The following is a 22,519-nucleotide window of genomic DNA, read 5'->3' on the forward strand; positions in this document are numbered from 1 at the left end:
ACGGGGCTTGTGTGCGTGCGCAGAAGCAGGCGCGAGCCATCGGCCTTCGGCGAGAAATAGAACGTGTCGTGGTCCTGGCGCGCCGGATGATCGGCCGGGATGTTGAGTTTATCGAAGTTCATCTCGTCGGTTTCGATGTCGGGACCTTCGGCCACCGAGAAACCCATGTCGGCGAAGATTTCGATGACTTCGTCGAGAACCTGACTGACGGGATGAATGCGACCCTCGGCGACGGGGCCCGAGCGAACGGGTAACGTCACGTCGGCGCGCTCGGTTTTGAGCCGCTCGCCGAGAGCGGCTGTTTCGAGGGCGGCCTTGCGTGCGTCGAGCGCGGTCGAGATTTTGCCTTTGAGCGTGTTGACCGTCTGGCCGAAGGTCTTGCGTTCTTCGGGAGGCAGCGAACCGAGCTTGCTCATCAGTTCCGAGACGCGGCCCTTTTTTCCGAGTGCCGAAACGCGGACTGCATCAAGTGCGGCGAGATCTTTCGCGCCGTCGATTTCGGTGATGAGGTCCTGTTCCAGAACCGCGAGATCGTCAGCACCGCTCATCGATATCTCCTTCAGCCGTATGCCGAAGCTTGTGATGCTTCCCCTCCCCAGCGGGGAGGGGGCACGGGGTGGGGAGAGACACAAAAGCCAGTCGGTCGTATAGCGCACTTCGCGCGCTCGTTAGTCCTGGTCTGTCTTGGTGTGGTCCGCCTAGCCATTCACCCCACCCCTAACCGCTCCCCTGAGGGGAGGGGGAAGTGGGAGATTGCTACCGCGCATTTGCTATCTGCAGAGTGCCTTGGCTCGTGCAGAAAGGACTTCGAAGATCAGGCGGCTTTCTTCGCCTTGTCCTCGTCGGCCTTGGCGACGGGCGAAGAGGCGGCTTTCGCGGCCTTGTCGACGAGTGCCTTGAAGCCTGCGGGATCGTTGATCGCGATGTCGGACAGAACCTTGCGATCGACCTCGATGCCGAGGTTCGTCAGGCCGTTGATAAAGCGGCCGTAGGTCAGGCCATGCTCGCGGACAGCGGCGTTGATGCGCTGAATCCAAAGGGCGCGGAAGTTGCGCTTGCGGCGCTTGCGGTCACGATAGGCGTACTGCTGCGCCTTCTCGACCGCCTGCTTGGCGACGCGGATCGTATTTTTGCGCCGGCCGTAATAGCCTTTCGCGGCCTTGAGGACTTTCTTGTGCTTGGCGTGGGCGGTTACGCCACGTTTGACGCGGGCCATGGGATTTCTCCTAATGCTTCAAGATTTGTGCGTGTGATGAGTCTTTGTTGGACGCTTGCGACTCGCGTTCCGCGAGCCGGCCGCAAGCGTCGAAAAGATCATCGGCTATAGGGCATGTATTTCTTGACGATCTTGGCGTCAGAGTCGTTCAGCACACCCGTGCCGCGCGCCTTCTGAATGAACTTCGCCGTGCGTTTGATCATGCCGTGACGCTTGCCGGCCTGGGCGGCAACAACCTTGCCCGTGCCGGTCATCTTGAAGCGCTTTTTGGCGCCGCTCTTGGTCTTCATCTTAGGCATTTTGCTTTGTGTCCTTTAGTTCGCTCGCGGGCCGCACCGGATGTTTGCGCTGACGCGCTTCACATCCTGGCCCTCCGCGGGGGCGCCGCTCAGCGGCGGGGCGCGGTCGCGCCCACGGCTCTTGCGAGCCGAAGTGATCGAGCTTTTTACAGCCCGGGCACTCTCGGCAGCTGCGAAGCTGCCGGTCCTGCGAAGGGTTCTTTTTGCGGTTTCCGCTTGTTTTTCAAAAGCATAAGAACCGCCACGGCATGCCTCGCCGGGCGGCTCTGGGAGGGTTTATAGGAAATCGATGAGCAAATCGCAACATTGATGCGCAAAATGATGAGCAAATCGCATTGCGTCGCATCAGCATCAGCATCAGCATCGCATTTCATTCGCATTCGCATTCGCATCGCATCGACGATGTGATTTTCACAACAATCGGCCGGAACTTCTCTCGCATGCAACGAAAATAGCATCCGGTCGGCCTGAACGAAGTAAAACGCTCCGGCGTTGGGAGCGCAGGTGCCGGAGAGGCGCCGTGGGGCGAGGGAGATGCAACCGTGAGAGAAATCATCGATCAGATTGTCAATCTGCTACGGCAGGGGATCACAGCGATCTTCAGGTTCATCGAAATCGTGTGGCAATGGTCCTTCGGGGAGATGGTCACGATCTTCCGTTCGGACTGGCAGGCTTTGCCGGCGTGGAAAATCGCCGTCCTCGCGATCGCGGTGATCGCGATCGTCTATGTACTCTACCGGGGCTTCTTTCAGCTCTGGCGCGCGGCGGAACAGATCTTCAGAGCTTTCATCGATCTGCTGATGGTGCTGATCTCGGTGCTGCCCTACGTGCTCATCGCCGGACTGATCGCGGCCGGCGGAAGTTACGTGATCCAGCACGTGAATTTCTAGAACCGTCAGCGGGCGGATGGTAGCGCTCGGATGATTCAGGCCGCCGGCGAGTTCGCTGGGTTCGCGGTGAACACGATGTGGCGTCGTACGAAATATAATACGACGAAGCAGAGGAGCAGGGCGACAGTCTTGCCCTCTATCGCCGGGATTTTCAGCACGTTTACGCTCAGCCAGACGACGGCGGCGGTAATCAGCAAGCCGATAAAGCCGGTGGCGACGAATTCCATGAACAGGCGATGCTGGCTCTTGTGCGATGTGTCGACGATGAAAACGTAACGTTTCGTCAGCGCATAATTGACCACGACGCCAGCGGAGTACGCGATGGCGCTTTGCAAAACCGGCATCCCGAAAAGGTGCGTCAGCGTCAGCAACAGGGCATAATCGACGGCGGTCGAAACGAGGTTCGTGCCCGTGTAACGCAACAGATGCCCGGCTTTCGATTGCATGCGATGGCTCTTGCTCGATATGTCGTCTTTTGCGGAGGGCTGACGGCCAATCATAAACGCATGCTCTCTTAAACCCGGTTGCCCGTTTGCGTCTCCGTTATTTCGTGCCGCACCGGCCGGTGTGCCGCGAAATTCGGAATTTTTCGGCAAAAACGCACTTATCGCTCGTTGCATCCCCTTTCGCCTTGATGGGTGGCGCATTACGCGGTCTCGGAGCGAGTATTAGGCTTGCTGACCGCCCCCGGTGCGTGTGTGAGGCAGCCAATGAAACTCGACCCGTTCGTCGTGATGATTTTATCCCTGGCGGCGCTGCCGACGTTGCTCATCAGCGTCCGCTCGGCAAGCGGCTGGCGAGCCGGCGTGGTGTTCGCGGCGTTCTATCCGGCTTTAGTGCTGATCGTTGGCGCGCTTATGATTGCGACGTTCATAACGCTCGCGTCGTTGGGAGTCATTGACCTCGACTGAGGATCTCGGTTGGCGCCATATCACCAATTGTTATATCGTTATTCACGGCCCATTCAGGCGTCTGCTGCGAAATTCCGATGCACGCAACGCCCTGCGTGCCATCAGTTAACGGAGTTTCCTTTATGCGTATCGCATCGCTTACCGCCGCTGTCGTCGTGGCAGGTGGACTGGCCTTAGCGGCAGGTGCCCCCGCCCAGGCGGCTCCCGTTTCGCCCTCGCAGCAGACTGGCATTACGCAGTCGCTCATTCAGCCGGTCCAGTATTGGCGTCGTCCCGGCTGGCGTGGCGGCCGTTGCGTAAAATGGCGCAACATTTGCGCTAATCGCTGGGGTTGGGGTGGTCCGCGCTTCCGCCGCTGCATGATCGGACACGGCTGCTAACGGTAGATCCGGGACGAGCAGTCGCCAAACGCGCCGCTGCTCGTCTTTCCTAGTGTTCCTTGTTCATCCGGCGAAGTCTGTTAGCGAGCAGGCCCATCACGCGAAGGGCGAACTGCGGGTCGTTGCTGATGATCGTGAGAAACGCTCTTTTGTCGATTGCAACAACTTCTGTCGGCTCGGCCGCCATGGCGGCGGCGCTGCGACGTCCGTCGTCGATCAGCGCCATTTCTCCAAAAATCCCACCAGCGCGGACGTTTTCGAGAACCGTGCCGTAGGTGATGACGTCAACGCGGCCTGAGCGGACCATGTACATGGCGTCGGCAGCGTCATCCTCGAGGAAGATTTTCTCACCGGCGTCGAAGAAGCGGTACGGCGCGCCGATTTGATCCAATACGGAAAAATCAAAAGGGCTGTCCTCGCTCATCAATTTCACTCCACCGGCGGCATGACGAAATTAGAGCCCTGCTCGTGGCCGAGCAAGGCTCTGAATTACATTCGTCGAATTGGTCAGTGGACCGAGGAACCGGGTTCGGGATCGTCGCACCCGAGACGCGCGGTCACTTGGGGGAGAGCACCATGACCATCTGCCGACCTTCGAAACGAGGTTCACTTTCGACCTTGGCGATGGCTTCGGTATCGGCCTTCACGCGCTGAAGCACAGCCATGCCGAGCTGCGAATGCGCCATCTCGCGACCGCGGAAGCGAAGGGTGATTTTTACCTTGTCGCCCTCGTCGAAGAACCGTCTGATGGCGCGCATCTTTACGTCGTAGTCGTGATCATCGATGCCGGGTCGCATCTTGATCTCTTTCAGCTCGACGATCTTCTGGTTCTTGCGTGCCTCGGCGGCTTTCTTCTGTTCCTGGAATTTGAATTTTCCGAAATCGAGAATTTTACAAACCGGCGGTTCTGCGTCCGGCGAGATCTCCACGAGATCCAGCCCAACACCCTCGGCACGAGCCATGGCGTCGAATTTGGCGATGACGCCGACGTTCTGCCCGTTCTCGTCAATGAGGCGGACTTCCCGGGCCCTGATTTGATCGTTGATGCGGGGCCCTTGGTTTTCCCGGCTCGGGGGCTCGGGTCGCATAGGTCTACGGATGGGGCATTCTCCTCTATTGTTTCGCTATTTGGACGCAACTCTACCTGGCGTGCGCGCAGACTCGAGCATCCCGGCGCAAGATTCTTAAGCTGGACCGCAAAGTCAAGCCTTAACCGGAGGCTATAACGTCCTTAAAAGGCGGTAGAGCTTAAACCATAAAGCGTCGCAAACGAATGGGCCTGCCCGTTCACTAACCAATTGGATATCGGATGCAATCGGAATGCCGTTCGGCGGAGCCTCTCAAGGGACTGCTAATTTCGGACGGCCGCCCCGGCAATTATCACCTGGCGGAAGGACTGATCGCGGCGATTGGGCGCCTCAGGCCAGTTGAGGTCACACGGCTGGAAATTTCCCAGCATCGCTGGACCCCCACGCGGTTCCTGGCATTTTTGAGCAACCGTGGCGTTCGACCTGAAGCGATTCTGCGCCTGGGGTACGGGCTTTCATCAGATGTCGTAAAGAGTGCCGACTTTGTCGCGTCAGGTGGGGGCGACACCCTTGGGGCGAATGTTGCCTTTGCCCGGCATTTCGGTGTGCCGAACTATTTCTATGGGTCGGGGAAGCATTTCGACGTCAAGGACTTCGACCTCGTATTCACCTCTCATGCGGCGGTCGCCACCGGGCCGCGGCATGTCAGGACGATGAAGCCCAGTCCCATTGATCCCGATTCGGTGATCCTGCCTTCGCTGTCGCGGAGCCAACCACCGGCGCTGATCGGTGTTCTTATCGGCGGCAATACGTCCAGCATCAAGTTCTCGGAGGCCGACTTGGTGCGCCTAGTGAACTTCATGAGCGATATGCATGCCGCGACGGGTGCGACGTTCTACGTTTCAAACTCGCGGCGGACGCCGCAAAAACTGAGCGAGGCGCTTGTTCGGCTCACCGAGGAAGCCGACAGCGCAATCCATAAGTTTATCGACGTGCGTTTCGCCGGGAGCGGCACGCTTCGCGCGCTCTACGCAAGCTCATCGGCCATCCTTTGCACAGCCGATAGCAGTTCGATGGTTTCCGAATCGGTGTGGCTGCGTCGACCCACGATTGCGATCACTCCGAGCAACTTCAGCCTGGACGCAAGTGAACTCGAATACCGTAGCTTCCTTGAGAGCAACGGTTGGCTCCGTACTATGCCGATCGCCGATCTTGCTCCGGATGTAGTCTTGGCGAAGCTCCACGCGATCACGCCCATCGTCGAGAACGGACTCGATCTCTTAGCGGACGTGTTTCGCCAGAGGCAGCCGGAACTGCTCGCGCAAGCGACGCCCGCCAAAGGTGCGCGCGTCACACGCCGGCGATAGATGCTGCATTTCCGGCCACTACGGTCCGACGTGTTTCAATACTCGCTCGCAGCTTTGTCGCTTTGCGCCGAGCCGTTGTAGCTGTTTGGCGACGTCTGCTGAAACAGAACCATCAGCGTGTTGCGCACGCCTTTGAAGTTGGTCAACATCTCGCGGCCATGCCAGCTCTGTTTTTCGCGAGAGTCTGAAACCGCAAAACCGTAGCCGCTGTTTGGGCGGAACTCGAAACGTTTCAGTTCCTCGAACGAACTGCCAAACAGTTTCTTATGGCGGCGATAGACCGAGGTGCCGAGCTCCATCTGGCTCATGTCGGGTGCGAGGTAGAACTGGGTGGTGACGATCTTGTTCAAGCCGTCGCAGTGCGGCTTGATCTTGTAATCTTCCGTGTCGCGCACCAACCGAACTTCATAGGCACACGTCTTTTCGATGGCGGCATTTTCCGTCGTGCCAAAGCGGAGCGCAAGATCGGGCGCCAGCTTCTTAAAGATTGCACGGCGATACTCAGGCTTCGTCATGACATCGACGACGTCCTGCCAAATCTGCTGCGAACGCGGCGGCAGTTTGGCGATTGCTTCCTCGGTCAGATGTAACTGATCGCGGCTGCTCTCACCGTCGGGGCGCACATAGAGGCGCATATTCAGCGGCTCATAGAGCTTGGGGTCGGGAAGATTCGCGAGCATGTCCGCATAGAAGTCGTCCGGAAACCAGCCTGCGCCGTAGTAGTGGCAGTATGGGTCCCTCTCGAGTGGGATGCTGTCGAGCTTCGCCATCATGTGATCGAAGATCCGATCGACGTTCGCGTTCGTCGCGGGGCGTTCTCGAACTGCGTTTGCAGGCATTGCCATGATATCGGTCTCCCCCGAGTTTCCCAAGATTGGGCCCGTCGCGGCACCATAGGAGACTTGCAAGTCAGCATGTAGGCAATTTGATGGAATACGCGCAGTTTTGTACTGCCCTGTTACTCCGGCTCTTGGGGTGCGGAATTCGTTGATACTGGAAAGACTTGCGATGGACTGGGCGCTTATAGCTTCTTTATTGCAATGGTGAGAGCCGGCTGCATCGAGGTGTCCAGCAGCTCGTCATAGACGGCGAGCGTACGGCGCTGCATTTCCAATGACGAGAACATGTCCGTGACGTGACTGCGGGCGCGAGCCCCGATCTCGGCTCGCGCGAGGGCATCGAGCGACAGGGCGTCGATGAGCACGGTTTCGTAGCTATCGATATCGCCGGGCGAGACGAGCCAGCCTGTTCGATCTTTTGCAGCGACACGAGGTGGTGCGAGTACCGTTTCCGGCGGCGCGCCAATATTTGTCGAGATGACGGGGCAGGCCATTGCTTGAGCTTCCGCCGCCGCGCGGCCGAAGGCTTCGGGCTCAATCGAAGCGACGAACGCGAGATGAGCTGCAGCAAATGCGGCGGGGATATCATCGACGTGTCCAACGAGACGGACGACATCTTCAAGGCCGGCGTTTTTGATCTGGTTCAGTAGCATGCCGCGATAGTCATCGCGGCCCTGGGCGTCGCCAGCGAGAATGAAAACGCAATCGCGGATCTTGTCACGAATGCGCGCCGCCGCAGCGATGACGTCGCCCTGGCCTTTCCATGTCGTCAGGCGCGCGGCGTGCAGCACGACGCGCTGGTTGCTCGTGAGACCCCACTGGTCGCGTAGTTTTTTAACTCGCTCTGGCGAGACGACTGCGGGATCGAACGCATCGAGATCGACGCCGCGATAAATGACGCGAATGCGATCTTCGGGCGTGGCGTAGCGCGTCTTGACGATGTCGGCGGTGTAGCGGGAGTTGGCAATCACGATATTGCCGCGTGCCATGACACTGTTATAGAGCCGCTTGGCGCGACCTTTTTCGTTATAGATGCCGTGATATGTCGTGACGAACGGCAGCTTCGCGCGGCGCGCAGCGATGAGCGCGCTCCAGGCGGGCGCGCGGCTTCGCGCATGAATGAGATCGACGTTCTCCTGGTGCGCGATGCGTTCGATCGCTGTGGCGTTGGCGAGGAGCTTCAAGGGATTTTTGGTCGCCGCAGGGAAGATCATCAATTCGCCGCCGACGGCGGCAAGGCGGTCCGCCATGCGTCCGCCCTCGCTCAGTACGATCGCGCGTCCGCCCGCGCGGACGACGGCTGCTGCAATCTCGATCGCCGACAATTCGGCGCCACCGGTGGCGAGTTCCGGAATGATCTGCAATATGGTAGGGCGCTTGAGGCCCATGAATCGCTCCAAATGAAATGACGAGGTTGTTTAAGGTGCCAGGCGATGAACCGCAAACGCTGATCGTTGGGGACGGTGAGGGCAGGCGCTCTATCGCCTATCGCACGGCGCTATCTCAAACGGCAAACGCAACCGGACTCTTCTGGCTGTCCGGCTTCATGTCCGACATGGCTTCGACCAAGGCGACCGCAGTGGCCGAGTGGGCCGCGGAGCATAGTCTTTCCTCGACACGTTTCGATTACTCCGGACATGGGGTTTCCGACGGCCCGTTCACGGACGGGACGATCGGACGCTGGCTCGAAGAAGCCTGCGCGGTGTTCACGCGCGTTACGGCCGGTTCGCAGGTCATCATCGGTTCGAGCATGGGTGGACATATCGCGCTGCTGCTTCTGCGCAGGCTTTTGCGCGAGCAGCCGGCCGAAGCTCCGCGCATCAAGGGGCTGGTTCTCATTGCGCCGGCTTGGGACATGACGGAAGAGCTGATGTGGAAGCGCTTCGGCGATGATGCCCGCCGCGCTATTCTTGAGCAGGGGATTTACCAGCAACCGTCGGCTTACGGTTCGCCGTATCCCATCACGCGCGGCCTGATCGAGGACGGACGCGGACATCTCCTTGCGCGCAAGCCGTTCGATCCGGGACGGCCAGTTGTGATCTTGCAGGGGCTTCTGGACCCGGATGTTCCGGACGCGCATACGCGCGAACTCACGGAATTTCTGACCGGCGGCCACGTCAAATTCGTCGAGATCGCGGACGGAGAACACCGGCTGTCGCGGCCGCAGGATTTGGCGTTGCTCTTCGATGCGATCGGCAAGCTCGTGTAGCGCGGCGACACCCGCTATTTGCCGTCGGCGGAATTGTCGTCGTTGTTGTCTTGCAGGCCGTCCGCGACGGCATCTTCGAGTGCTGGGGCGCCGACTTGTTGCGCTGTTTTTTCGGGGACGACCCACATGCGGAACGCGTGGGTCACGAGCGCATTATCGCACGTCAGATCGCCGTTCAGCTTGCGGCACGTGGCGTCGGCCGTGATGGTGTAGGCGCCATCTGCCACGCCGCGGCTTTCTCCGACTTCGACGACTTGAATCTGGGTCTCGGGATGGACCGCGACGTTGCGGAATGCGCATGCGGATTTGCCGCTGCAGGAATCGCCGGTCGGCGTTTCCGTCGTCTTGAGCGCTATAGCCTCGGAGCGCGGTATCGGCTTGGCGGGAGAGTCTAGACCGTTCGAGATCCAGCATTGCTGATCGAAGCAGATGATCGGATCGGATTTGACGTTGGCCTGATTGCTGTCGTCCGGATCGAGGACGAGCAGGACGGTCGCACGCATGCCGGGAGGCACGGCGACACCATCCGTCTCCGTCGTTGTTTTCGTATCAGCCGTCTGCGGAAGCTTTGGTGTGACCGGTTCGACGGCTGCATTCGGTTTCGAAGCGGGTTCGGGTTCCGATGGCTTCGTGGGGGGCGGCTCGGCAATGGGTTCAGGCGCTGCGGAAGGCGCGGGCTGTGCGATCACGAGCGGCGCAGGCGTTGAGATTTCCTCGCGGCGCTCGGCCTCCTCGGCGCGGGCACGCTGCAGCATGTCCATTTCATAATCGACACCGGGTGCCGTCGGCGCAGCTTTGGCGACGCGCGGCGGTTTCGGCTTCGCGCGGGGTTGGGGAGGCGCTTGATCGGCTTCTAGAAATTTCTGGGCAATCGCCTGGGCCGGATCAACCGGACCGGCCAGCAACGCGGGCGCTGCTGCAAGCACAGTGAGCACGGCGCTTATGACAACTGTTGCCCGCATGGAAATCGCCTGTATTTTGAAACGCCGACGCTCGGAGTGTGCGCGGCATCCGCGCGAGCATATGTACGCGGCATTCCGGCGGAATGGCGGAGAACGTGTGACGATCGTAAAAAATTCGTAGTTACAAACCGGCGATGGCCTTCAGCCCTTCGATGTAAGTGGAATATGCGAGCTTGACGCCGAGTTCGTCTTTCATCCGGTTATTCGAGACTTTCTTGCTCTCGGCGTAGAAGCTGCGCGCCATGGGCGACAAGCTCGCATCGGAGGGATCGGTCGCCGGAGGGCAAGGCATTCCCAAAATCTCGGCACCGTAGGCAATGACGTCCTGGGGCGGCGCGGGCAAATCGTCGGTGACGTTGAAGACGTGAATGCCTGCGGGAAGCCCGAGAGTGGCTTCGGTCGTGGTCGCGATGTCGTCGACGTGGACGCGATTGGTGACTTGGCCCGGTTTGAATATTCGGCGCGCTTTGCCGGCGCGAAGCTGATCGATGGCGCTGCGGCCCGGACCATAGATGCCGGGAAGCCGGAGGACGATAATCGTCTTGCCGCTCTCGCGCCCGAGTTCGACCCAGGCATTCTCGGCGTCGAGGCGGCGCTTTCCGCGCTCCGTGACGGGTTCTGGCGGCGTCGTCTCGTCGACCCATTCGCCTTTTGAATCACCGTAGACGCTGATGGACGAAAAATATCCGATCCAGGAGATCGACGGGCTCGAGGCGATGTCGCGTCCGTAAATCCGGAACGCGGGATCGCCGTCATCGCCGGGCGGAATGGACAGCAGCACGTGTGTCGCTTTGCCGAGGGCTTCGACGATTGCAGGATCGCGCGTGCGTCCGTCGAATACGAAGGCTTCGTATCCGTTTTGCTTCAGAAGCTCCGCCTTGTCGGAGGTCGTCGCGGTTCCGGAAATGCTCCAGCCTTTTTCGCTCAGCCGACGTGATAGGACGCCCGCGCTGTAGCCCAGGCCGAAGCAAAAAAGGCGATTCATCCGGAATGTCCTTCGACGGGCAGAGCCCATTCAAGCGCGACCTCAGGATCGGCCTCGCGCGGTTCGTAGCGGGATTTGAGGGGAGCAAGTTCAGCGTCGCTCATCAGACGTTTCGCCGACCAGATGGCCATGGCGCGAACAAGCGGAGACTCGTCGCCGAGCAGCGGCGTGATCAGACGCAGCAAGGATCGATCGCCGGAGTTGCCGGCCGCAATCAGCGTATTGCGGATGATGCGGTTGCGTCCCGTTCGTTTCACCGGCGTTCCCGCGAAGCGCTGGCGGAACTCCGTGTCGTCGAGAGCCAGCAGTTCGGCAAGCGGCGGATTGTCGGTCGCGGGCTGCGCGGCGAAGCGGATCTCGGTCGCGGCGGATGCAAATTTATTCCACGGGCAGACCGCGAGGCAGTCGTCGCAGCCAAAGACGCGATTGCCCATCGGGATGCGAAATTCCTGCGGAATATGGCCTTTGTGCTCGATCGACAGGTAGGCGAGGCAGCGGCGCGCGTCGAGCTGATAGGGGGCGGGAAACGCCTTCGTCGGGCAGATGTCGAGGCAGCGCGTGCAGGAGCCGCAACGGCTGACTTCTTCCGCGTCCGGGGCAAGATCGGCGGTCGTCAGGATCGCGCCGAGGAACAGCCAGTCGCCATGCTCGCGCGAGACGAGGACGGTGTGTTTGCCCTGCCAGCCGAGTCCCGCTTTCATCGCGAGCGGCTTTTCCATCAGCGGAGCGGTATCGACGAAGACCTTGACGTCGGCGCCCGACTTCGCCGCGAACACGCGCGCCAGCGATTTGATTTTTTTCTTCACGACGTCGTGGTAATCGCGGCCCTTGGCATAGACCGAGATGACACCGCGATCTTTGTCCGCAAGGGCGTCGAGCGGATTTGAGGGCGGCGCATAGGATTGCCCGATCATGATCGCGCTTTTCGCCTCGGGCCAGAGGCGATTGGGATCGCCGCGCCGGTCGGCGTTCTCTTCCATCCAGTCCATGTCGCCGTGACGGCCGTGCTTCAGAAAATAATCGAGCCGTTCGGCAAGCTCGCCGGATGATCCGAGACGTGCGATGCCGATGGCGTCGAGGCCAAGCTTACGGGCCTCGTCGCGGAGCATGACGTCGATGTCAGCGGCGGCTGTCACGGTATCGAGCACGGTCAACGGCCAGGGTCAAAATGAGCGTCAAAAGCAGGGTCAAAGTCCGAGTCAAAAATCCAGGTTGGAATAAGCGAGCGGCGGTGTGCACCCCGGAACGCGATCGGCGAGGAGCGCGCGGAACGACGGCCGCGACTTGATCTTCTGATACCAAGCCTTGACCGCGGGATACTCATGCCAGGGCATCTCGCCCAGATAGTCCACGATCGAGATATGCGCCGCCGCGGCAAAATCGGCAAAGCTCAAATCGTCGCCCGCCAGCCAGCGCCGCGCGTCGGCCAGATAGCCGGTGTAGGCAAGATGGTAACGAAGATTGGCGCGGACGGCCCGCAGAACGGCGGGGTCGGGGGCCGCGCCGCCCGACGGCTGCATCGTCTGGTAAACCTTCTCGTTCAGAAGCTCGCGCGAGACTTCACGGTCGAACTTGCCGTGATACCAGTCCGCGAGGCGGCGGACCTCGGCGCGGTCCTCGCGGTTGCCCGGAAAGAGCGGCGGCGGTTTCGGACCCATCACCGTGGCGCTGGGGAGCGGTTCGTCGCCGATGAACTCGGAAATCGAATAGGCGCCGCACAGCGTCAGGCCGTTGTCGTATTCGAGAACGGGCATTTCGCCGGCGGGGTTCTTCGCCAGGAAGCCTTTGCGCCACTCCCACGGATTTTCGTCGAGCAGCGTCACCTCGACGCCATATTCGGCGAGCGCGAGGCGGATCGAGCGGGATCGCGGGCAAAGCCGGTATTGTGTCAAGCGTGTGGGCATCGGGCCTCTTCAATTGCAACGCGGCGACTATACCTTCGGCCTAGGCCGATTCGAAGGCATCCGTGCCAAAACCGGAGCTTTGGCGGGAATGCGAAATCTGCTAACGCTCGCGCCGTTGCGCCTGAGGGGGGACAGATTTCATGCAGTCTTGGGAAGCCGTATTTCTTGGGCTGATCGAAGGATTGACCGAGTATCTGCCGGTATCGTCGACGGCGCACCTGCTGTTGACCGAGGAAGTTCTTGGAGTCAAATCGACGGGCAGGACGTTCGAGGTGCTCATTCAGCTCGGTGCGATCCTGGCGCTTTTGACCGTTTATTCCGGCCGCCTTTGGCATCTTGCGAGTTCGCTGCCGAGCGATGCCCGGTCGCGGCGTTTTGTGACGGCGGTGCTGATCGCATTTCTGCCGGCGGCGGTGATCGGCGCCGCCGCTCATAGCTTCATCAAGACTTATCTGTTCGAGTCGCCGCTGATCATCTGCATCGCGCTGGTCCTTGGCGGCATCGTTCTGCTGTTCATCGACCGGATACCGCTCAAGCCGCGCTATCATGACGTGATGGATATTCCGTTGCTCAGCGCGCTGGGTATCGGGTTCTGCCAGTGCCTCGCGATGATTCCGGGCGTGTCGCGCTCCGGCTCGTCGATCGTCGGTGCGATGCTGCTGGGGGCAGACAAGCGCACGGCAGCGGAGTTCTCGTTCTTTCTTGCGATGCCGACGATGAGCGGAGCCTTCGCCTATGATCTTTACAAAAACTGGTCGCTGCTGACGCCGGACGACGTCGGCCTCATCGCGCTCGGCTTCGTCGCAGCTTTCGTTGCGGGCGTCGTGGTCGTCCGCTATGCGCTGGACTTTATCGCGCAGCGGGGCCTGTCGTTCTTCGGCTGGTGGCGGCTTCTCGTCGGCGGCATCGGGCTCGGTGCGCTCGCTGTCCTGCATTGATGCATGATGCACAAAAAAACGCCCCGGTTTCGGGGCGTTTGATTTTTTGCCGAAGCGCGTGTCGGACGCGAATATCAGGCGGCGTTCGAGGTCAGCGGCTTCGTCAGAACCAGGCGCAGCTCGTTGACATCCTTGGCATTGCGAAGGCCTTCCAGCGTTGCCGGATCGCGGATCAGACGTGAGATGCGGGCGAGGGCCTTCAGATGATCGCCGCCAGCCTGCTCAGGCGCCAGAAGGAAAAACAGCAAGTCGACGGGTTCGCCGTCGTGACTGTCGAACGGGATGGGCCGCTCGAGCCGCGCGAACAGGCAGGTGATCGCCTTGGCGACCGGGAGCTTGATGTGGGGGATCGCGATGCCCCGGCCGAGGCTCGTCGAGCTTAGCCGTTCGCGCTGCAACAGTGCGGCGTAGATCTCATGCGCTGGAGCGCCGGTTGCGGCCTCGGCTTTGGCTGCCAGCGCTTGCAGCGCCTGCTTCTTGTCCTCTGCCTTGAGCCGCGGAACAATTCCATCCGGGGCAAGCATGTCTTCGATATTCATCTAAGCTCCATAGGAAAAACAGCGCCGAGCCAATCGCGTCTCGCGACACGCCCCACTATCGCGGCCGGCGCTGTGATCAAGGTGTCTTCGTCCTCAGTCTACAGGTTTCGCAGCGGCCGAAGTGTCAGCGTCGATCCAGCCGATATGACCATCGTTACGCCGATAAACAACATTGAGCCCCCCGTGGGCCGCATTCTTGAAAATCATGAAAGGCGCTTCGGACAAATCGAGCTGCATGACCGCTTCGCTGACTGTCAAATGGCCGATGTTGCGTTGGCCTTCAGCGATAATAAGCGGATTCGCGTCGTGGTGCTCGGGTTGATCCTCTTCCGTTACGCTCACGACATAGTCGCGTGCTTCCATGTCGATCTTGCGGCGGGCGGTTGCTTCCGGAGAGGAATGATTTTTGATCCGGCTTTTGTAGCGCCGGACCCGTGTCTCGAGGCGCTGGGCAGCGGAGTCGACGCTCGTGTAGGCGTCGTCACCTTCGCCATGGGCCTCCAGCAGAAGGCCGCTGGTGAGGCGCACCGAGCATGACGTTTTGAAGAAACCACGCTCACGCTCCAAACGGACGTGCCCGTCGGGCACGCGGTCCAGATACTTCTTCAGCACCGTGTGAATCTTATCGCTAGCGTAAGCCTGGAATGCGTTTCCGGCGTCGAGATTCTTTCCGGTTATTTGGATTGTCATGGATATCTGCACTCGCTGAGATCTGGGCTGTATGTCTACGTGCTTTCCCACGTCGCGATGTAGCGACGTTCCCGATACACGATTGCAAGCGCGGCCGGCTGCGACAAGCCCATTATTTCGCCAAAGCGTTAGGCCGTGAGCGGATCGCTGTCAAATCACGCTTGGAATACAAATTTATCTAAAAAATATAGGTCAATCAATGCGTTGTTTCTGATCTGCATCAACCGGCGCCGCCGAGCCTTTCGAGCAGCCTCTTGTCGCGGCGGCGCTGCACGGACGACGGAATACGCAAAGCCTCGCGATACTTGGCGACGGTGCGCCGCGCGATGTCGATACCCTCGCCTTTCAGCCGGTCGACAAGCTGATCGTCGGAGAGAACGGCGTCGGCGTGTTCGCCGTCGATCAACTGCTTGATGCGATGACGGACGGATTCGGACGAATGGGCTTCGCCGTCGGCGGCGGAGGCGATGGCCGAGGTGAAGAAGTATTTCAGTTCGAAGATGCCGCGCGGCGTCGCAACGTATTTGTTCGATGTGACGCGCGAGACGGTCGACTCGTGCATCGAGATGGCGTCGGCAATGGTTCTGAGGTTCAGCGGCCTGAGATGCTGCACGCCGTACATGAAGAAGCTGTCCTGCTGGCGAACGATCTGCTCGGCGACCTTCAGGATCGTGCGGGCGCGTTGATCGAGGCTTTTCACAAGCCAGTTCGCGGTTTGCAGGCAGTCGAACAGATAGCCCTTGTCACGCTCGTTGGTCGCGGACTTGGCGATGCGCGTGTAGTACGTGCGATTGACGAGAACGCGGGGCAGCGTGTCGCTGTTCAACTCGACGTGCCAGCCGCCATCGGACGCGGCGCGGACAATGACGTCCGGCACGACCGGCTGCATCTGCACGGAGCCGAACTTCAGGCCGGGTTTTGGATTGAGCCGTTTGATCTCGCGGATCATGTCCGCAAGCTCGTCCATATCGACGTTGACGGCTTTCTTGAGCGCCGTGAGATTGCGATTGCCGAGGAGATCGAGATTGGCCAGCAGCTCGGCCATCAGCGGATCGTAACGGTTCTGATCCTTGAGCTGCAAGGCCAGGCATTCGGCGAGCGAGCGGGCGAAAATTCCGGGCGGATCGAATGTCTGAAGTTTGCCGAGAACGCTTTCGACGAGTTCGAGGGGAGCGCCGAGACGTTCCGAGAGAGGCTCAAGATTGGGGGGGATGTAGCCAGCTTCGTCGACGAGATCGACGAGATATTGTCCGATAATGCGTTCGACCGGATCGCTGATCGTCAACGGCAACTGGGCGTTCAAATGATCGCGAAGCGATACCTGGTTGGCGACGTAGTCCTCGAGATCGCTGTCGTCATCGCTACCCGAGTGCATGCGTTGCGTGACGTTCGCCCAGCCAAGACCGGACGATGGGCCTCCGCCAAGCTCGCCAGTTCCCGGTCCCTGGAAGACGTTGCCGAAATCGGCATCTAGGCCGCCGGAATGATCCTGCACGGGCTGTCGCAGATCCAGCCAGCGTTCTTCATCGCCTGAGGAGGGTTTTTCGTCGATCTCAGATGACGGATTGTCGGCGGCTTTCGCGGCGGCGCTTGCCTCCTCGCGTTCCAGCAAGGGGTTTTTTTCAAGCTCGGCGTCGACGAATTCGGTCAGCTCGAGGTTCGAGAGCTGCAAGAGCCGGATGGCCTGCTGCAGCTGTGGTGTCATCACCAGCTGCTGGCCTTGTCTCAGCTCAAGTTTTGCAGAAAGCGCCATGCGCTAACCCGCGGCTCCGTAGGTTAAACCCCGCGGCCAGCTGTACTCAACGCGTATTAACGAACATGTCGCCAAGGTAGACTCGTCGTACGTCTTCGTTCGATATGATTTCCGAAGGTTTGCCTTGTGTCAGAACCTGACCATCGTAGATGATATAGGCGCGGTCGATGAGACTTAACGTTTCACGAACGTTATGATCGGTAATCAGCACCCCGATCCCGCGCTCCGTCAAGTGGCGGACGAGCTGCTGGATGTCTCCGACCGCAATCGGGTCGATGCCTGCGAACGGTTCGTCCAGCAACATGAACGAGGGCCGTGAGGCCAGGGCGCGGGCGATTTCGCATCGTCGCCGCTCGCCGCCGGAGAGCGCCAGAGCTGGTGATTTTCTGAGCCGCGTGATTGAAAATTCCTCAAGCAGGCTGTCGAGTTGCTCGCGCCGCGCCTTGCGATCGGGCTCGATCAATTCGAGCACGGCCATGATGTTCTGCTCGACCGTCAGCCCGCGGAAGATCGAGGCTTCCTGCGGCAGATAGCCGACGCCGAGGCGGGCGCGCTGATACATCGGCAGGCTGGTGACGTTTTCGCCGTCGATCGTGATGCGGCCGTCGTCGGCGGCGACGAGGCCGGTGATCATGTAGAAAACGGTCGTCTTGCCGGCGCCGTTCGGGCCGAGAAGTCCGACCGACTCGCCACGGCCGACCGCGAGGCTCACGCCCTTCACCACCATGCGCTTGCGGTAGGACTTCTTAATGTGGAAGGCGGTGAGCCAGCCCTCCGCGCCGATGGCGTGCGGATCGTCCTCGCCCGGCGCGTTTGGCTCGGCGTTTGACTGGCCGTTTGACTGAGCGTTAGTAGGGGGCGCGCGGCCGTTCTGGCGCGCGTCTCCGTTTGCGCGCGCCTCAGCGGCTGCGGCGCCTTTCGATTTGAGGCGGATCGGTAAAGCCTTGAACACTTATCGCCTCTCCACGCAGCACGCGTCTAACGTTCCGGGAAATGGTCTCAAATCGACATCGACGTCAACGTGACGAACGGGCCTGCCAACCATCGACCGCTTCCGCCGCGCCCTTTATCTTTTTTCCGAATTCGCCGGGATAGAAGACGGCGCTCGGCCGATCGGCCTTGATGATTTGTCCGTCTTTGCTGACGTCGCCCGCGGAAATCCTCGAGCTTTCGCTCGATGCTGTGGGCTCGGTCTTGATCGTCGCCTGTCCCGTCGTCATGTCGATCAGCAGCTTCGTGCCTCTCACGACGTTCTTTCCCTGTGTCAGCACGACGTTGCCGCCAAGCGTCGCCAGATTGGTTTTGACGTCGACTTCCGCCCAGTCGCCGGAGGCCTTCTGGCCGTCCTTGGAGACGACCGTGACCGCTTTTTTGGCTCGAATATGCGTCAGCGACGCGCCCGACTTGGCTTTGTCGTCGGACACGCCGAGACCGCTGCGGCCCGTATAATAGGCGGTCATTTCGCCGGATTGGATCGTGAAGTTTCCTTGCACGGTCACGACGTCGCCGGTGAAAAGCGCGGTCTTGGCGTTGTCGTCGACGTCCAGACGATCGGAGGTGACGTCGTAGGGCGCGTTCGGGTCGGTCTTGAAGGCTTGGCCGAACGGAATTCCCTCCGCGGATTCGGACTGATCGGAGTCGGCGTTCTTCGGTGTCTGCTTGACCGCCGGCTTCACGAAATGCGCGGTAATTCGTCCGGCGGACGTGTCGGTCGCGGCCGTCAGCTGCATCTTGTTGGTGGTGCGATGGAAGACGAGGCGACGGCCCTTCAACACGTTCTGACCCTGAGTGACGACGACGGGGCCGGTGAGCGTCAATTTCTGGTCGGCCTCGTCGTATTCGGCGCGGTCTCCAACGGCTTTCTTGTCCGTTCCTTGCGTCAGCACGACGTCGCCTTCGAGAACGGCAAGCTGGGCTGCGGTGTCGAATGTCGCCGTGCGGCTCGTCGCCGTTTCGCCGGACGGCTGCGTCAGCGTCACGGAGTCTTTTGCGACAACCTGCTTGACCTTGGTGCCGTTCTCTCCGGGCGCCTGCTGTGTGCTCTTCTCCGCACCAGCTTGCGGTGCCACCGCGCCCTCGTAAGTCACCGACATTTCCGGCGCGACCAACGTTGAGCCGCCTTGCGTCGCGGTGACCTGACCGGTGAATAGCGCAACCTTCTTATTATCGTCGACGTCGAGGCGACTGGAGGCCACGTCGATCGGCTCGCTCGATTTGCCGAACGGCAGCGATGACTGCGCGGCCTGATTGCTCGACGGCGTCTGCTCTTTCGGTTTGATGTGGGTGCGTACGTCGTCGACGAACGTATACTCTTTTGTTTTCTGGCGGATCGTCAGCTGATTAGACGTGATCTGGCCGGCGCCCATGATGATCGTCGATGGCTGGTCGGACGTGATGATGCCTTCCTTGGTTTTCACCTTGGCGTGGGTCAACGTCGCATTCAATCCGCCGTCGCCCGTGACTTTGATCGAGTCATAGAGTTCGAGCGTGTTGGCTTTGTTGTCGAACAGGCCGCGCGCGGCGACGAGATGCGTTTTCTGCTTCTTGACGTCGAGAAGGTCGCCGGTGATGCCGTCGAGGTGCACGACGCTGAATGTCTTCAGATCCTGCTGGGCCGTTTCAGCCTTCACCCAATAGCGGCCGCCGTCGGACTGGAAGCCTTCATAGTGCGGGTTTTTCATCTTGAGATTTTCCGCGACGATCTGCGGGATCTCGATGTCGGGCATGGCTGGACCGATGCCGGCGCTCTTCAGGACCGTCGCCAGAAAGACGGCGACCGTCCCGATCGCAATCAGCGGCAGCACGATCTTCAAACGCCGCACCGCTTTGGTGTGGTTATGCGCGACGCGGCGGCTCATCGTGCGATCGGTCGCGAACACGATGTTGCTGGTGGACGCACGCCCACGGCCGCTCGTTACGGCGCTGTCAGATATGGCAGCCATCACGGCTCATGAATTTTGCCCCCAGAAGTCGCCCCAATGTCCGCCGCAATTGGGGAGACTTTGGGACATCGCCCAATCTGGCCCCATTCCGCCCCGTAAAATCGGCTCCGCGAGGTGTGGCGTTCTGCCCTGAGCAACCGTTAATGGGCGAAAATATCGTCTTCGAAGCCCAAGAGGTCGAGTTTGGCCCGAATCGGAAGAAAGCTGAACGCCGCCTTGGCCAGATCCTGGCGGCCCGTCCGTGCGAGCATTTCGTCGAGGCGGGCTTTGAGCGCGTGGAGATGCAGCACGTCGTTGGCGGCGTAGGTTCGCTGGCTATCGGACAGCTCGGCGGCGCCCCAATCGCTGCTCTGCTGCTGCTTCGAAATTTCGATACCCAGGATTTCGCCAACGAGGTCTTTGAGGCCGTGCCGGTCGGTATAGGTGCGGGCGAGCTTGGACGCGATCTTCGTGCAGTAAATGGGGTTTGTCACGACACCCAGATAATGTTCGAGAACGGCGACGTCGAAGCGGGCGAAGTGGAAGATTTTCAGCGTCTTCGGATCGGCCAGAAGCGCTTTCAAATTTGGTGCGTCGAAGCTCTTGCCGTCGAACTTGACGAGATGGGCCGTGCCATCTCCGCCCGATAGCTGCACGAGGCAAAGCCGGTCGCGGTGCGGGTTCAGCCCCATCGTCTCGGTGTCGATGGCGATGCCGTTGGGGAACGTCAGCCCGGCGGGGAGGTCGCCCTTGTGCAGTTTAATTTTCGGTGCGGTCATGTGCGGTCCCCGGCGCGTCAGCAGGCTCGAAAGCAGGAAAGTTTGACGTGCGGGGGTTTCGGGCCCGTGTCAAGCCGGTGCTTGTCGGGTTCCCGGCGCGTTCAATGTCAAGATTGCAGTCGATGCCGCAATCGAACGGGGCTGCGGGCGCACTCACGCGACCGGGGGAAACGTCGTCGCGACGATCGCGTCGTGGAGCATGTCGGCTTGGCTGCGCTTCGAGAATATTTCGAATGCTTTTCGCTCTAGCGCCAGCCGACGCGGCTCGTCGTTGATCAAAGCAACGCAACTCGCGACGATGTCTTTATAAGGAACCGCGATCATCGCCTCGCGGATGTCGTCCTCGATTTCCGTATCGGCGCCGCATTCGCTGACGATGGCTTTGCTGTTCGCGAGCAGATACGACGTGCGTCCGATCTCATGCAGGCTGTCTTCATAATAGTGCATGTTGAGCACGATCTTGGCATCCGCGATCGCGATATCGCGTTCGGCGTCGTAGACGCTGAACAGATGCTTCACGTTGAGTCCGGCTTCGTGAAGTCCTTTCAACACGGCGGTGCGACGGTCGTTGAGGCTGCCGTAGAAAAGCACATCGGTCGTCGGCGCCTGCGGCCGGCAACGCGTCATCTCGGGCGTGTAGCCGATCTTGAAGCGACTGACGTAGGGCGTGCGCATCAGGCTTTTGATCTGCGCGATGTTGCGCGGACTATAGTCCCAAACCGCGAGACGGCGCATCAAGCTCGCATACACGGGCCGCGCGCCGATGTTGAAGCCGCGCAGCTGCTCGAGATTCACGATCACCGTATTCGGCGGGATACGGTCAGCGCTCTCGGGCGACGTGATGAGATGCGCGCCGATCAGCAGATTGACGCCTTCGACACCGACTTCATTCTTGCGAATGCGAACGGTAATCCCGAGCGCGCGGAGCGCGCTGTCGAAGCTCGATACGAGATCGTGGAACGATGCCGTGTGCGGATTTCCATCAGGTTCGATGGTGACGAGGTTGACGCTATGCCAGGCAGCGGGAATGTCGGTGGGTATCGCGATGGCGTTCGCCGCCGGTGCTGCAAAGCTCGAGGCGGCCGCGACGATGTGCAGTTTTCGTTCGAGGTCCGGCGAGCCAGTGGGCCGCAACGCCAGGGCGGTGCCGAAGGCTTGCGCCGCGTCGTCCGCTTGCCCGAGCGCGACGAACATATCGCCAAGCAATTCCCAATCGGCGGCGGAATTGTTGCCGAGGCCGACGGCCTTGGCTTTTGCCTTGCAGGCATATTCGACGTTGTCCAACGCCAGCAGAACGGTCGCGAGCGCATCATGGGCGTCGGCCGAGAGCGGGTCCTTCAGAATGGATTGCGCCAGCACGTCGGCTGCAGCGTTGAGCTGGCCCATCCGCGCGTTGTCCAGTCCAAGTTTCAGGAGATCGAGCGCGGAAGGAGGCGTCGTGGCGGTCGCTTGGGCGCCATCCGTTATCAGGCCGGCCGGACGTGTCGCGGCGAGGGCGGAGCTTTGGTGGAGCGGCGGCATATCGTTCTCCGTCGATCGCGCAGGCTTCCGGGGGTTGGCTGATCCGGGTCACAGGCGTTCGCTTGAAGCAGATAGCCGGATAAGCGTGCGCGAGGCTGGCACGCGCGTGCAGGTGCGAAGAAGCTTTGAAAATAGGCCCGTTTTTGGAGTCCGCATGACCGTCGAGCGCGGAGAAGGGCTTTGTAGGAATGTTGAATTGATCCAAGATGCTTTTGCAACACGGAATCGAAAAATGTCAGTGTACCGATGTAGCCGGGGAATATTCTCGCCGATTGATTGTTGCCGTTTGAATCATTCCGACGCGCGAAAAACAGAATTGAAACCAATTCGCCCGGAAAACGAATGGCACTGGCTCCGTATCTGTCATAGCCTCTGAACTTCGGTTTGA

24 protein-coding genes and 1 pseudogene are annotated in these 22,519 nt (G+C 60.4%); 6 read left to right on the top strand and 19 right to left on the bottom strand.

The window, feature by feature from the left end:
- The 3 genes and pseudogenes from WC026_RS06520 to rpmI all read right to left on the bottom strand — a co-directional run.
- Positions 1 to 548, bottom strand: a pseudogene (locus tag WC026_RS06520) (phenylalanine--tRNA ligase subunit alpha); the annotation flags it as partial.
- Positions 549 to 814: 266 nt separating this feature from the next.
- Positions 815 to 1,216, bottom strand: a complete 402-nt coding sequence (rplT, locus tag WC026_RS06525) for a 50S ribosomal protein L20 (protein WP_372710030.1) — start codon at positions 1,214 to 1,216, stop codon at positions 815 to 817.
- A gap of 98 nt (positions 1,217 to 1,314) precedes the next feature.
- Positions 1,315 to 1,515, bottom strand: coding sequence for a 50S ribosomal protein L35 (rpmI, locus tag WC026_RS06530; protein WP_013214420.1), 201 nt, complete (start codon positions 1,513 to 1,515; stop codon positions 1,315 to 1,317).
- 542 nt (positions 1,516 to 2,057) lie between these two features.
- Here rpmI and WC026_RS06535 point away from each other — a divergent pair.
- Complete coding sequence (locus WC026_RS06535; protein WP_372710031.1) at positions 2,058 to 2,405, top strand: hypothetical protein; 348 nt, start codon at positions 2,058 to 2,060, stop codon at positions 2,403 to 2,405.
- Between the two features lie 35 nt (positions 2,406 to 2,440).
- Here WC026_RS06535 and WC026_RS06540 read toward each other — a convergent pair whose 3' ends face one another.
- A complete protein-coding gene (locus WC026_RS06540) occupies positions 2,441 to 2,851 on the bottom strand; it encodes a GtrA family protein (RefSeq protein WP_372710032.1) in 411 nt (136 codons plus the stop codon).
- A 264-nt stretch (positions 2,852 to 3,115) separates the two neighbouring features.
- On the opposite strand from WC026_RS06540, the gene WC026_RS06545 reads away from it, so the two are divergent.
- Both WC026_RS06545 and WC026_RS06550 read left to right on the top strand, forming a co-directional pair.
- Positions 3,116 to 3,316, top strand: a complete 201-nt coding sequence (locus WC026_RS06545) for a hypothetical protein (protein WP_372710033.1) — start codon at positions 3,116 to 3,118, stop codon at positions 3,314 to 3,316.
- A gap of 122 nt (positions 3,317 to 3,438) precedes the next feature.
- Positions 3,439 to 3,696 carry a glycosyl hydrolase family 5 gene (locus tag WC026_RS06550; RefSeq protein ID WP_372710034.1) on the top strand — a complete coding sequence of 86 codons (258 nt, stop codon included), beginning with the start codon at positions 3,439 to 3,441 and terminating at the stop codon, positions 3,694 to 3,696.
- A gap of 49 nt (positions 3,697 to 3,745) precedes the next feature.
- On the opposite strand, the gene WC026_RS06555 is transcribed toward WC026_RS06550, so the two are convergent.
- Together WC026_RS06555 and infC are read right to left on the bottom strand one after the other, a co-directional pair.
- On the bottom strand, positions 3,746 to 4,120 hold the full coding sequence (locus WC026_RS06555) for a cyclic nucleotide-binding domain-containing protein (protein ID WP_372710035.1): 375 nt from the start codon (positions 4,118 to 4,120) through the stop codon (positions 3,746 to 3,748).
- Positions 4,121 to 4,253: 133 nt separating this feature from the next.
- The gene (gene infC / locus WC026_RS06560; RefSeq protein ID WP_372710036.1) at positions 4,254 to 4,784 is read right to left on the bottom strand and encodes a translation initiation factor IF-3; all 531 of its coding nucleotides are present in this window, start codon (positions 4,782 to 4,784) and stop codon (positions 4,254 to 4,256) included.
- Between the two features lie 221 nt (positions 4,785 to 5,005).
- On the opposite strand from infC, the gene WC026_RS06565 reads away from it, so the two are divergent.
- A complete protein-coding gene (locus WC026_RS06565) occupies positions 5,006 to 6,091 on the top strand; it encodes an ELM1/GtrOC1 family putative glycosyltransferase (RefSeq protein WP_372710037.1) in 1,086 nt (361 codons plus the stop codon).
- 35 nt (positions 6,092 to 6,126) lie between these two features.
- Here WC026_RS06565 and WC026_RS06570 read toward each other — a convergent pair whose 3' ends face one another.
- Both WC026_RS06570 and WC026_RS06575 read right to left on the bottom strand, forming a co-directional pair.
- Positions 6,127 to 6,936: a hypothetical protein gene (locus tag WC026_RS06570; RefSeq protein WP_372710038.1), complete on the bottom strand. Its 810-nt coding sequence runs from the start codon at positions 6,934 to 6,936 to the stop codon at positions 6,127 to 6,129.
- A 176-nt stretch (positions 6,937 to 7,112) separates the two neighbouring features.
- Positions 7,113 to 8,318: a glycosyltransferase family 4 protein gene (locus WC026_RS06575; protein ID WP_372710039.1), complete on the bottom strand. Its 1,206-nt coding sequence runs from the start codon at positions 8,316 to 8,318 to the stop codon at positions 7,113 to 7,115.
- A 17-nt stretch (positions 8,319 to 8,335) separates the two neighbouring features.
- On the opposite strand from WC026_RS06575, the gene WC026_RS06580 reads away from it, so the two are divergent.
- Positions 8,336 to 9,139 (top strand): alpha/beta hydrolase, encoded by an 804-nt coding sequence (locus WC026_RS06580; RefSeq protein WP_372710040.1) that lies wholly within the window; start codon positions 8,336 to 8,338, stop codon positions 9,137 to 9,139.
- Between the two features lie 14 nt (positions 9,140 to 9,153).
- On the opposite strand, the gene WC026_RS06585 is transcribed toward WC026_RS06580, so the two are convergent.
- The 4 genes from WC026_RS06585 to WC026_RS06600 all read right to left on the bottom strand — a co-directional run bounded on the left by WC026_RS06585 (position 9,154) and on the right by WC026_RS06600 (position 12,990).
- On the bottom strand, positions 9,154 to 10,101 hold the full coding sequence (locus WC026_RS06585; RefSeq protein WP_372710041.1) for a hypothetical protein: 948 nt from the start codon (positions 10,099 to 10,101) through the stop codon (positions 9,154 to 9,156).
- A gap of 121 nt (positions 10,102 to 10,222) precedes the next feature.
- The gene (locus tag WC026_RS06590; protein WP_372710042.1) at positions 10,223 to 11,086 is read right to left on the bottom strand and encodes an SDR family oxidoreductase; all 864 of its coding nucleotides are present in this window, start codon (positions 11,084 to 11,086) and stop codon (positions 10,223 to 10,225) included.
- Positions 11,083 to 12,195, bottom strand: coding sequence for a tRNA epoxyqueuosine(34) reductase QueG (queG, locus tag WC026_RS06595; RefSeq protein WP_372710109.1), 1,113 nt, complete (start codon positions 12,193 to 12,195; stop codon positions 11,083 to 11,085). The genes WC026_RS06590 and queG overlap by 4 nt, the downstream gene beginning before the upstream one ends.
- Positions 12,196 to 12,285: 90 nt before the next feature.
- On the bottom strand, positions 12,286 to 12,990 hold the full coding sequence (locus tag WC026_RS06600) for a glutathione S-transferase family protein (RefSeq protein ID WP_372710043.1): 705 nt from the start codon (positions 12,988 to 12,990) through the stop codon (positions 12,286 to 12,288).
- A 140-nt stretch (positions 12,991 to 13,130) separates the two neighbouring features.
- On the opposite strand from WC026_RS06600, the gene WC026_RS06605 reads away from it, so the two are divergent.
- A complete protein-coding gene (locus tag WC026_RS06605; protein WP_372710044.1) occupies positions 13,131 to 13,928 on the top strand; it encodes an undecaprenyl-diphosphate phosphatase in 798 nt (265 codons plus the stop codon).
- Positions 13,929 to 14,002: 74 nt separating this feature from the next.
- Here the strand turns inward: WC026_RS06605 and WC026_RS06610 are convergent, their stop codons facing one another.
- From WC026_RS06610 to WC026_RS06640, 7 genes are all read right to left on the bottom strand, one after another.
- Positions 14,003 to 14,467, bottom strand: a complete 465-nt coding sequence (locus tag WC026_RS06610) for a PTS sugar transporter subunit IIA (protein ID WP_372710045.1) — start codon at positions 14,465 to 14,467, stop codon at positions 14,003 to 14,005.
- 93 nt (positions 14,468 to 14,560) lie between these two features.
- Complete coding sequence (gene hpf / locus WC026_RS06615) at positions 14,561 to 15,157, bottom strand: ribosome hibernation-promoting factor, HPF/YfiA family (RefSeq protein WP_372710046.1); 597 nt, start codon at positions 15,155 to 15,157, stop codon at positions 14,561 to 14,563.
- A gap of 220 nt (positions 15,158 to 15,377) precedes the next feature.
- Complete coding sequence (gene rpoN / locus WC026_RS06620) at positions 15,378 to 16,910, bottom strand: RNA polymerase factor sigma-54 (protein WP_372710047.1); 1,533 nt, start codon at positions 16,908 to 16,910, stop codon at positions 15,378 to 15,380.
- A 46-nt stretch (positions 16,911 to 16,956) separates the two neighbouring features.
- Positions 16,957 to 17,862: an LPS export ABC transporter ATP-binding protein gene (lptB, locus tag WC026_RS06625; protein ID WP_372710048.1), complete on the bottom strand. Its 906-nt coding sequence runs from the start codon at positions 17,860 to 17,862 to the stop codon at positions 16,957 to 16,959.
- Positions 17,863 to 17,926: 64 nt separating this feature from the next.
- On the bottom strand, positions 17,927 to 19,852 hold the full coding sequence (gene lptC / locus WC026_RS06630; protein ID WP_372710049.1) for an LPS export ABC transporter periplasmic protein LptC: 1,926 nt from the start codon (positions 19,850 to 19,852) through the stop codon (positions 17,927 to 17,929).
- Positions 19,853 to 19,992: 140 nt separating this feature from the next.
- A complete protein-coding gene (locus tag WC026_RS06635) occupies positions 19,993 to 20,610 on the bottom strand; it encodes a ribonuclease D (protein ID WP_372710050.1) in 618 nt (205 codons plus the stop codon).
- A 153-nt stretch (positions 20,611 to 20,763) separates the two neighbouring features.
- Complete coding sequence (locus WC026_RS06640; RefSeq protein ID WP_372710051.1) at positions 20,764 to 22,131, bottom strand: tetratricopeptide repeat protein; 1,368 nt, start codon at positions 22,129 to 22,131, stop codon at positions 20,764 to 20,766.
- Positions 22,132 to 22,519: the final 388 nt, after the last annotated feature.

This window comes from Hyphomicrobium sp., from assembly GCF_041674905.1.
In the GTDB taxonomy this organism is placed as follows: domain Bacteria; phylum Pseudomonadota; class Alphaproteobacteria; order Rhizobiales; family Hyphomicrobiaceae; genus Hyphomicrobium_B.

Excerpts from the sequence above, each read along its gene's own strand:
- rplT (WP_372710030.1), bottom strand. The coding sequence starts at position 1,216 with ATGGCCCGCGTCAAACGTGGCGTAACCGCCCACGCCAAGCACAAGAAA.
- rpmI (WP_013214420.1), bottom strand. The coding sequence starts at position 1,515 with ATGCCTAAGATGAAGACCAAGAGCGGCGCCAAAAAGCGCTTCAAGATG.
- WC026_RS06540 (WP_372710032.1), bottom strand. The coding sequence starts at position 2,851 with ATGCAATCGAAAGCCGGGCATCTGTTGCGTTACACGGGCACGAACCTC.
- WC026_RS06545 (WP_372710033.1), top strand. The coding sequence starts at position 3,116 with ATGAAACTCGACCCGTTCGTCGTGATGATTTTATCCCTGGCGGCGCTG.
- WC026_RS06550 (WP_372710034.1), top strand. The coding sequence starts at position 3,439 with ATGCGTATCGCATCGCTTACCGCCGCTGTCGTCGTGGCAGGTGGACTG.
- WC026_RS06555 (WP_372710035.1), bottom strand. The coding sequence starts at position 4,120 with ATGAGCGAGGACAGCCCTTTTGATTTTTCCGTATTGGATCAAATCGGC.
- infC (WP_372710036.1), bottom strand. The coding sequence starts at position 4,784 with ATGCGACCCGAGCCCCCGAGCCGGGAAAACCAAGGGCCCCGCATCAAC.
- WC026_RS06565 (WP_372710037.1), top strand. The coding sequence starts at position 5,006 with ATGCAATCGGAATGCCGTTCGGCGGAGCCTCTCAAGGGACTGCTAATT.
- WC026_RS06570 (WP_372710038.1), bottom strand. The coding sequence starts at position 6,936 with ATGGCAATGCCTGCAAACGCAGTTCGAGAACGCCCCGCGACGAACGCG.
- WC026_RS06575 (WP_372710039.1), bottom strand. The coding sequence starts at position 8,318 with ATGGGCCTCAAGCGCCCTACCATATTGCAGATCATTCCGGAACTCGCC.
- WC026_RS06580 (WP_372710040.1), top strand. The coding sequence starts at position 8,336 with ATGACGAGGTTGTTTAAGGTGCCAGGCGATGAACCGCAAACGCTGATC.
- WC026_RS06585 (WP_372710041.1), bottom strand. The coding sequence starts at position 10,101 with ATGCGGGCAACAGTTGTCATAAGCGCCGTGCTCACTGTGCTTGCAGCA.
- WC026_RS06590 (WP_372710042.1), bottom strand. The coding sequence starts at position 11,086 with ATGAATCGCCTTTTTTGCTTCGGCCTGGGCTACAGCGCGGGCGTCCTA.
- queG (WP_372710109.1), bottom strand. The coding sequence starts at position 12,195 with ATGCTCCGCGACGAGGCCCGTAAGCTTGGCCTCGACGCCATCGGCATC.
- WC026_RS06600 (WP_372710043.1), bottom strand. The coding sequence starts at position 12,990 with ATGCCCACACGCTTGACACAATACCGGCTTTGCCCGCGATCCCGCTCG.
- WC026_RS06605 (WP_372710044.1), top strand. The coding sequence starts at position 13,131 with ATGCAGTCTTGGGAAGCCGTATTTCTTGGGCTGATCGAAGGATTGACC.
- WC026_RS06610 (WP_372710045.1), bottom strand. The coding sequence starts at position 14,467 with ATGAATATCGAAGACATGCTTGCCCCGGATGGAATTGTTCCGCGGCTC.
- hpf (WP_372710046.1), bottom strand. The coding sequence starts at position 15,157 with ATGACAATCCAAATAACCGGAAAGAATCTCGACGCCGGAAACGCATTC.
- rpoN (WP_372710047.1), bottom strand. The coding sequence starts at position 16,910 with ATGGCGCTTTCTGCAAAACTTGAGCTGAGACAAGGCCAGCAGCTGGTG.
- lptC (WP_372710049.1), bottom strand. The coding sequence starts at position 19,852 with ATGGCTGCCATATCTGACAGCGCCGTAACGAGCGGCCGTGGGCGTGCG.
- WC026_RS06635 (WP_372710050.1), bottom strand. The coding sequence starts at position 20,610 with ATGACCGCACCGAAAATTAAACTGCACAAGGGCGACCTCCCCGCCGGG.
- WC026_RS06640 (WP_372710051.1), bottom strand. The coding sequence starts at position 22,131 with ATGCCGCCGCTCCACCAAAGCTCCGCCCTCGCCGCGACACGTCCGGCC.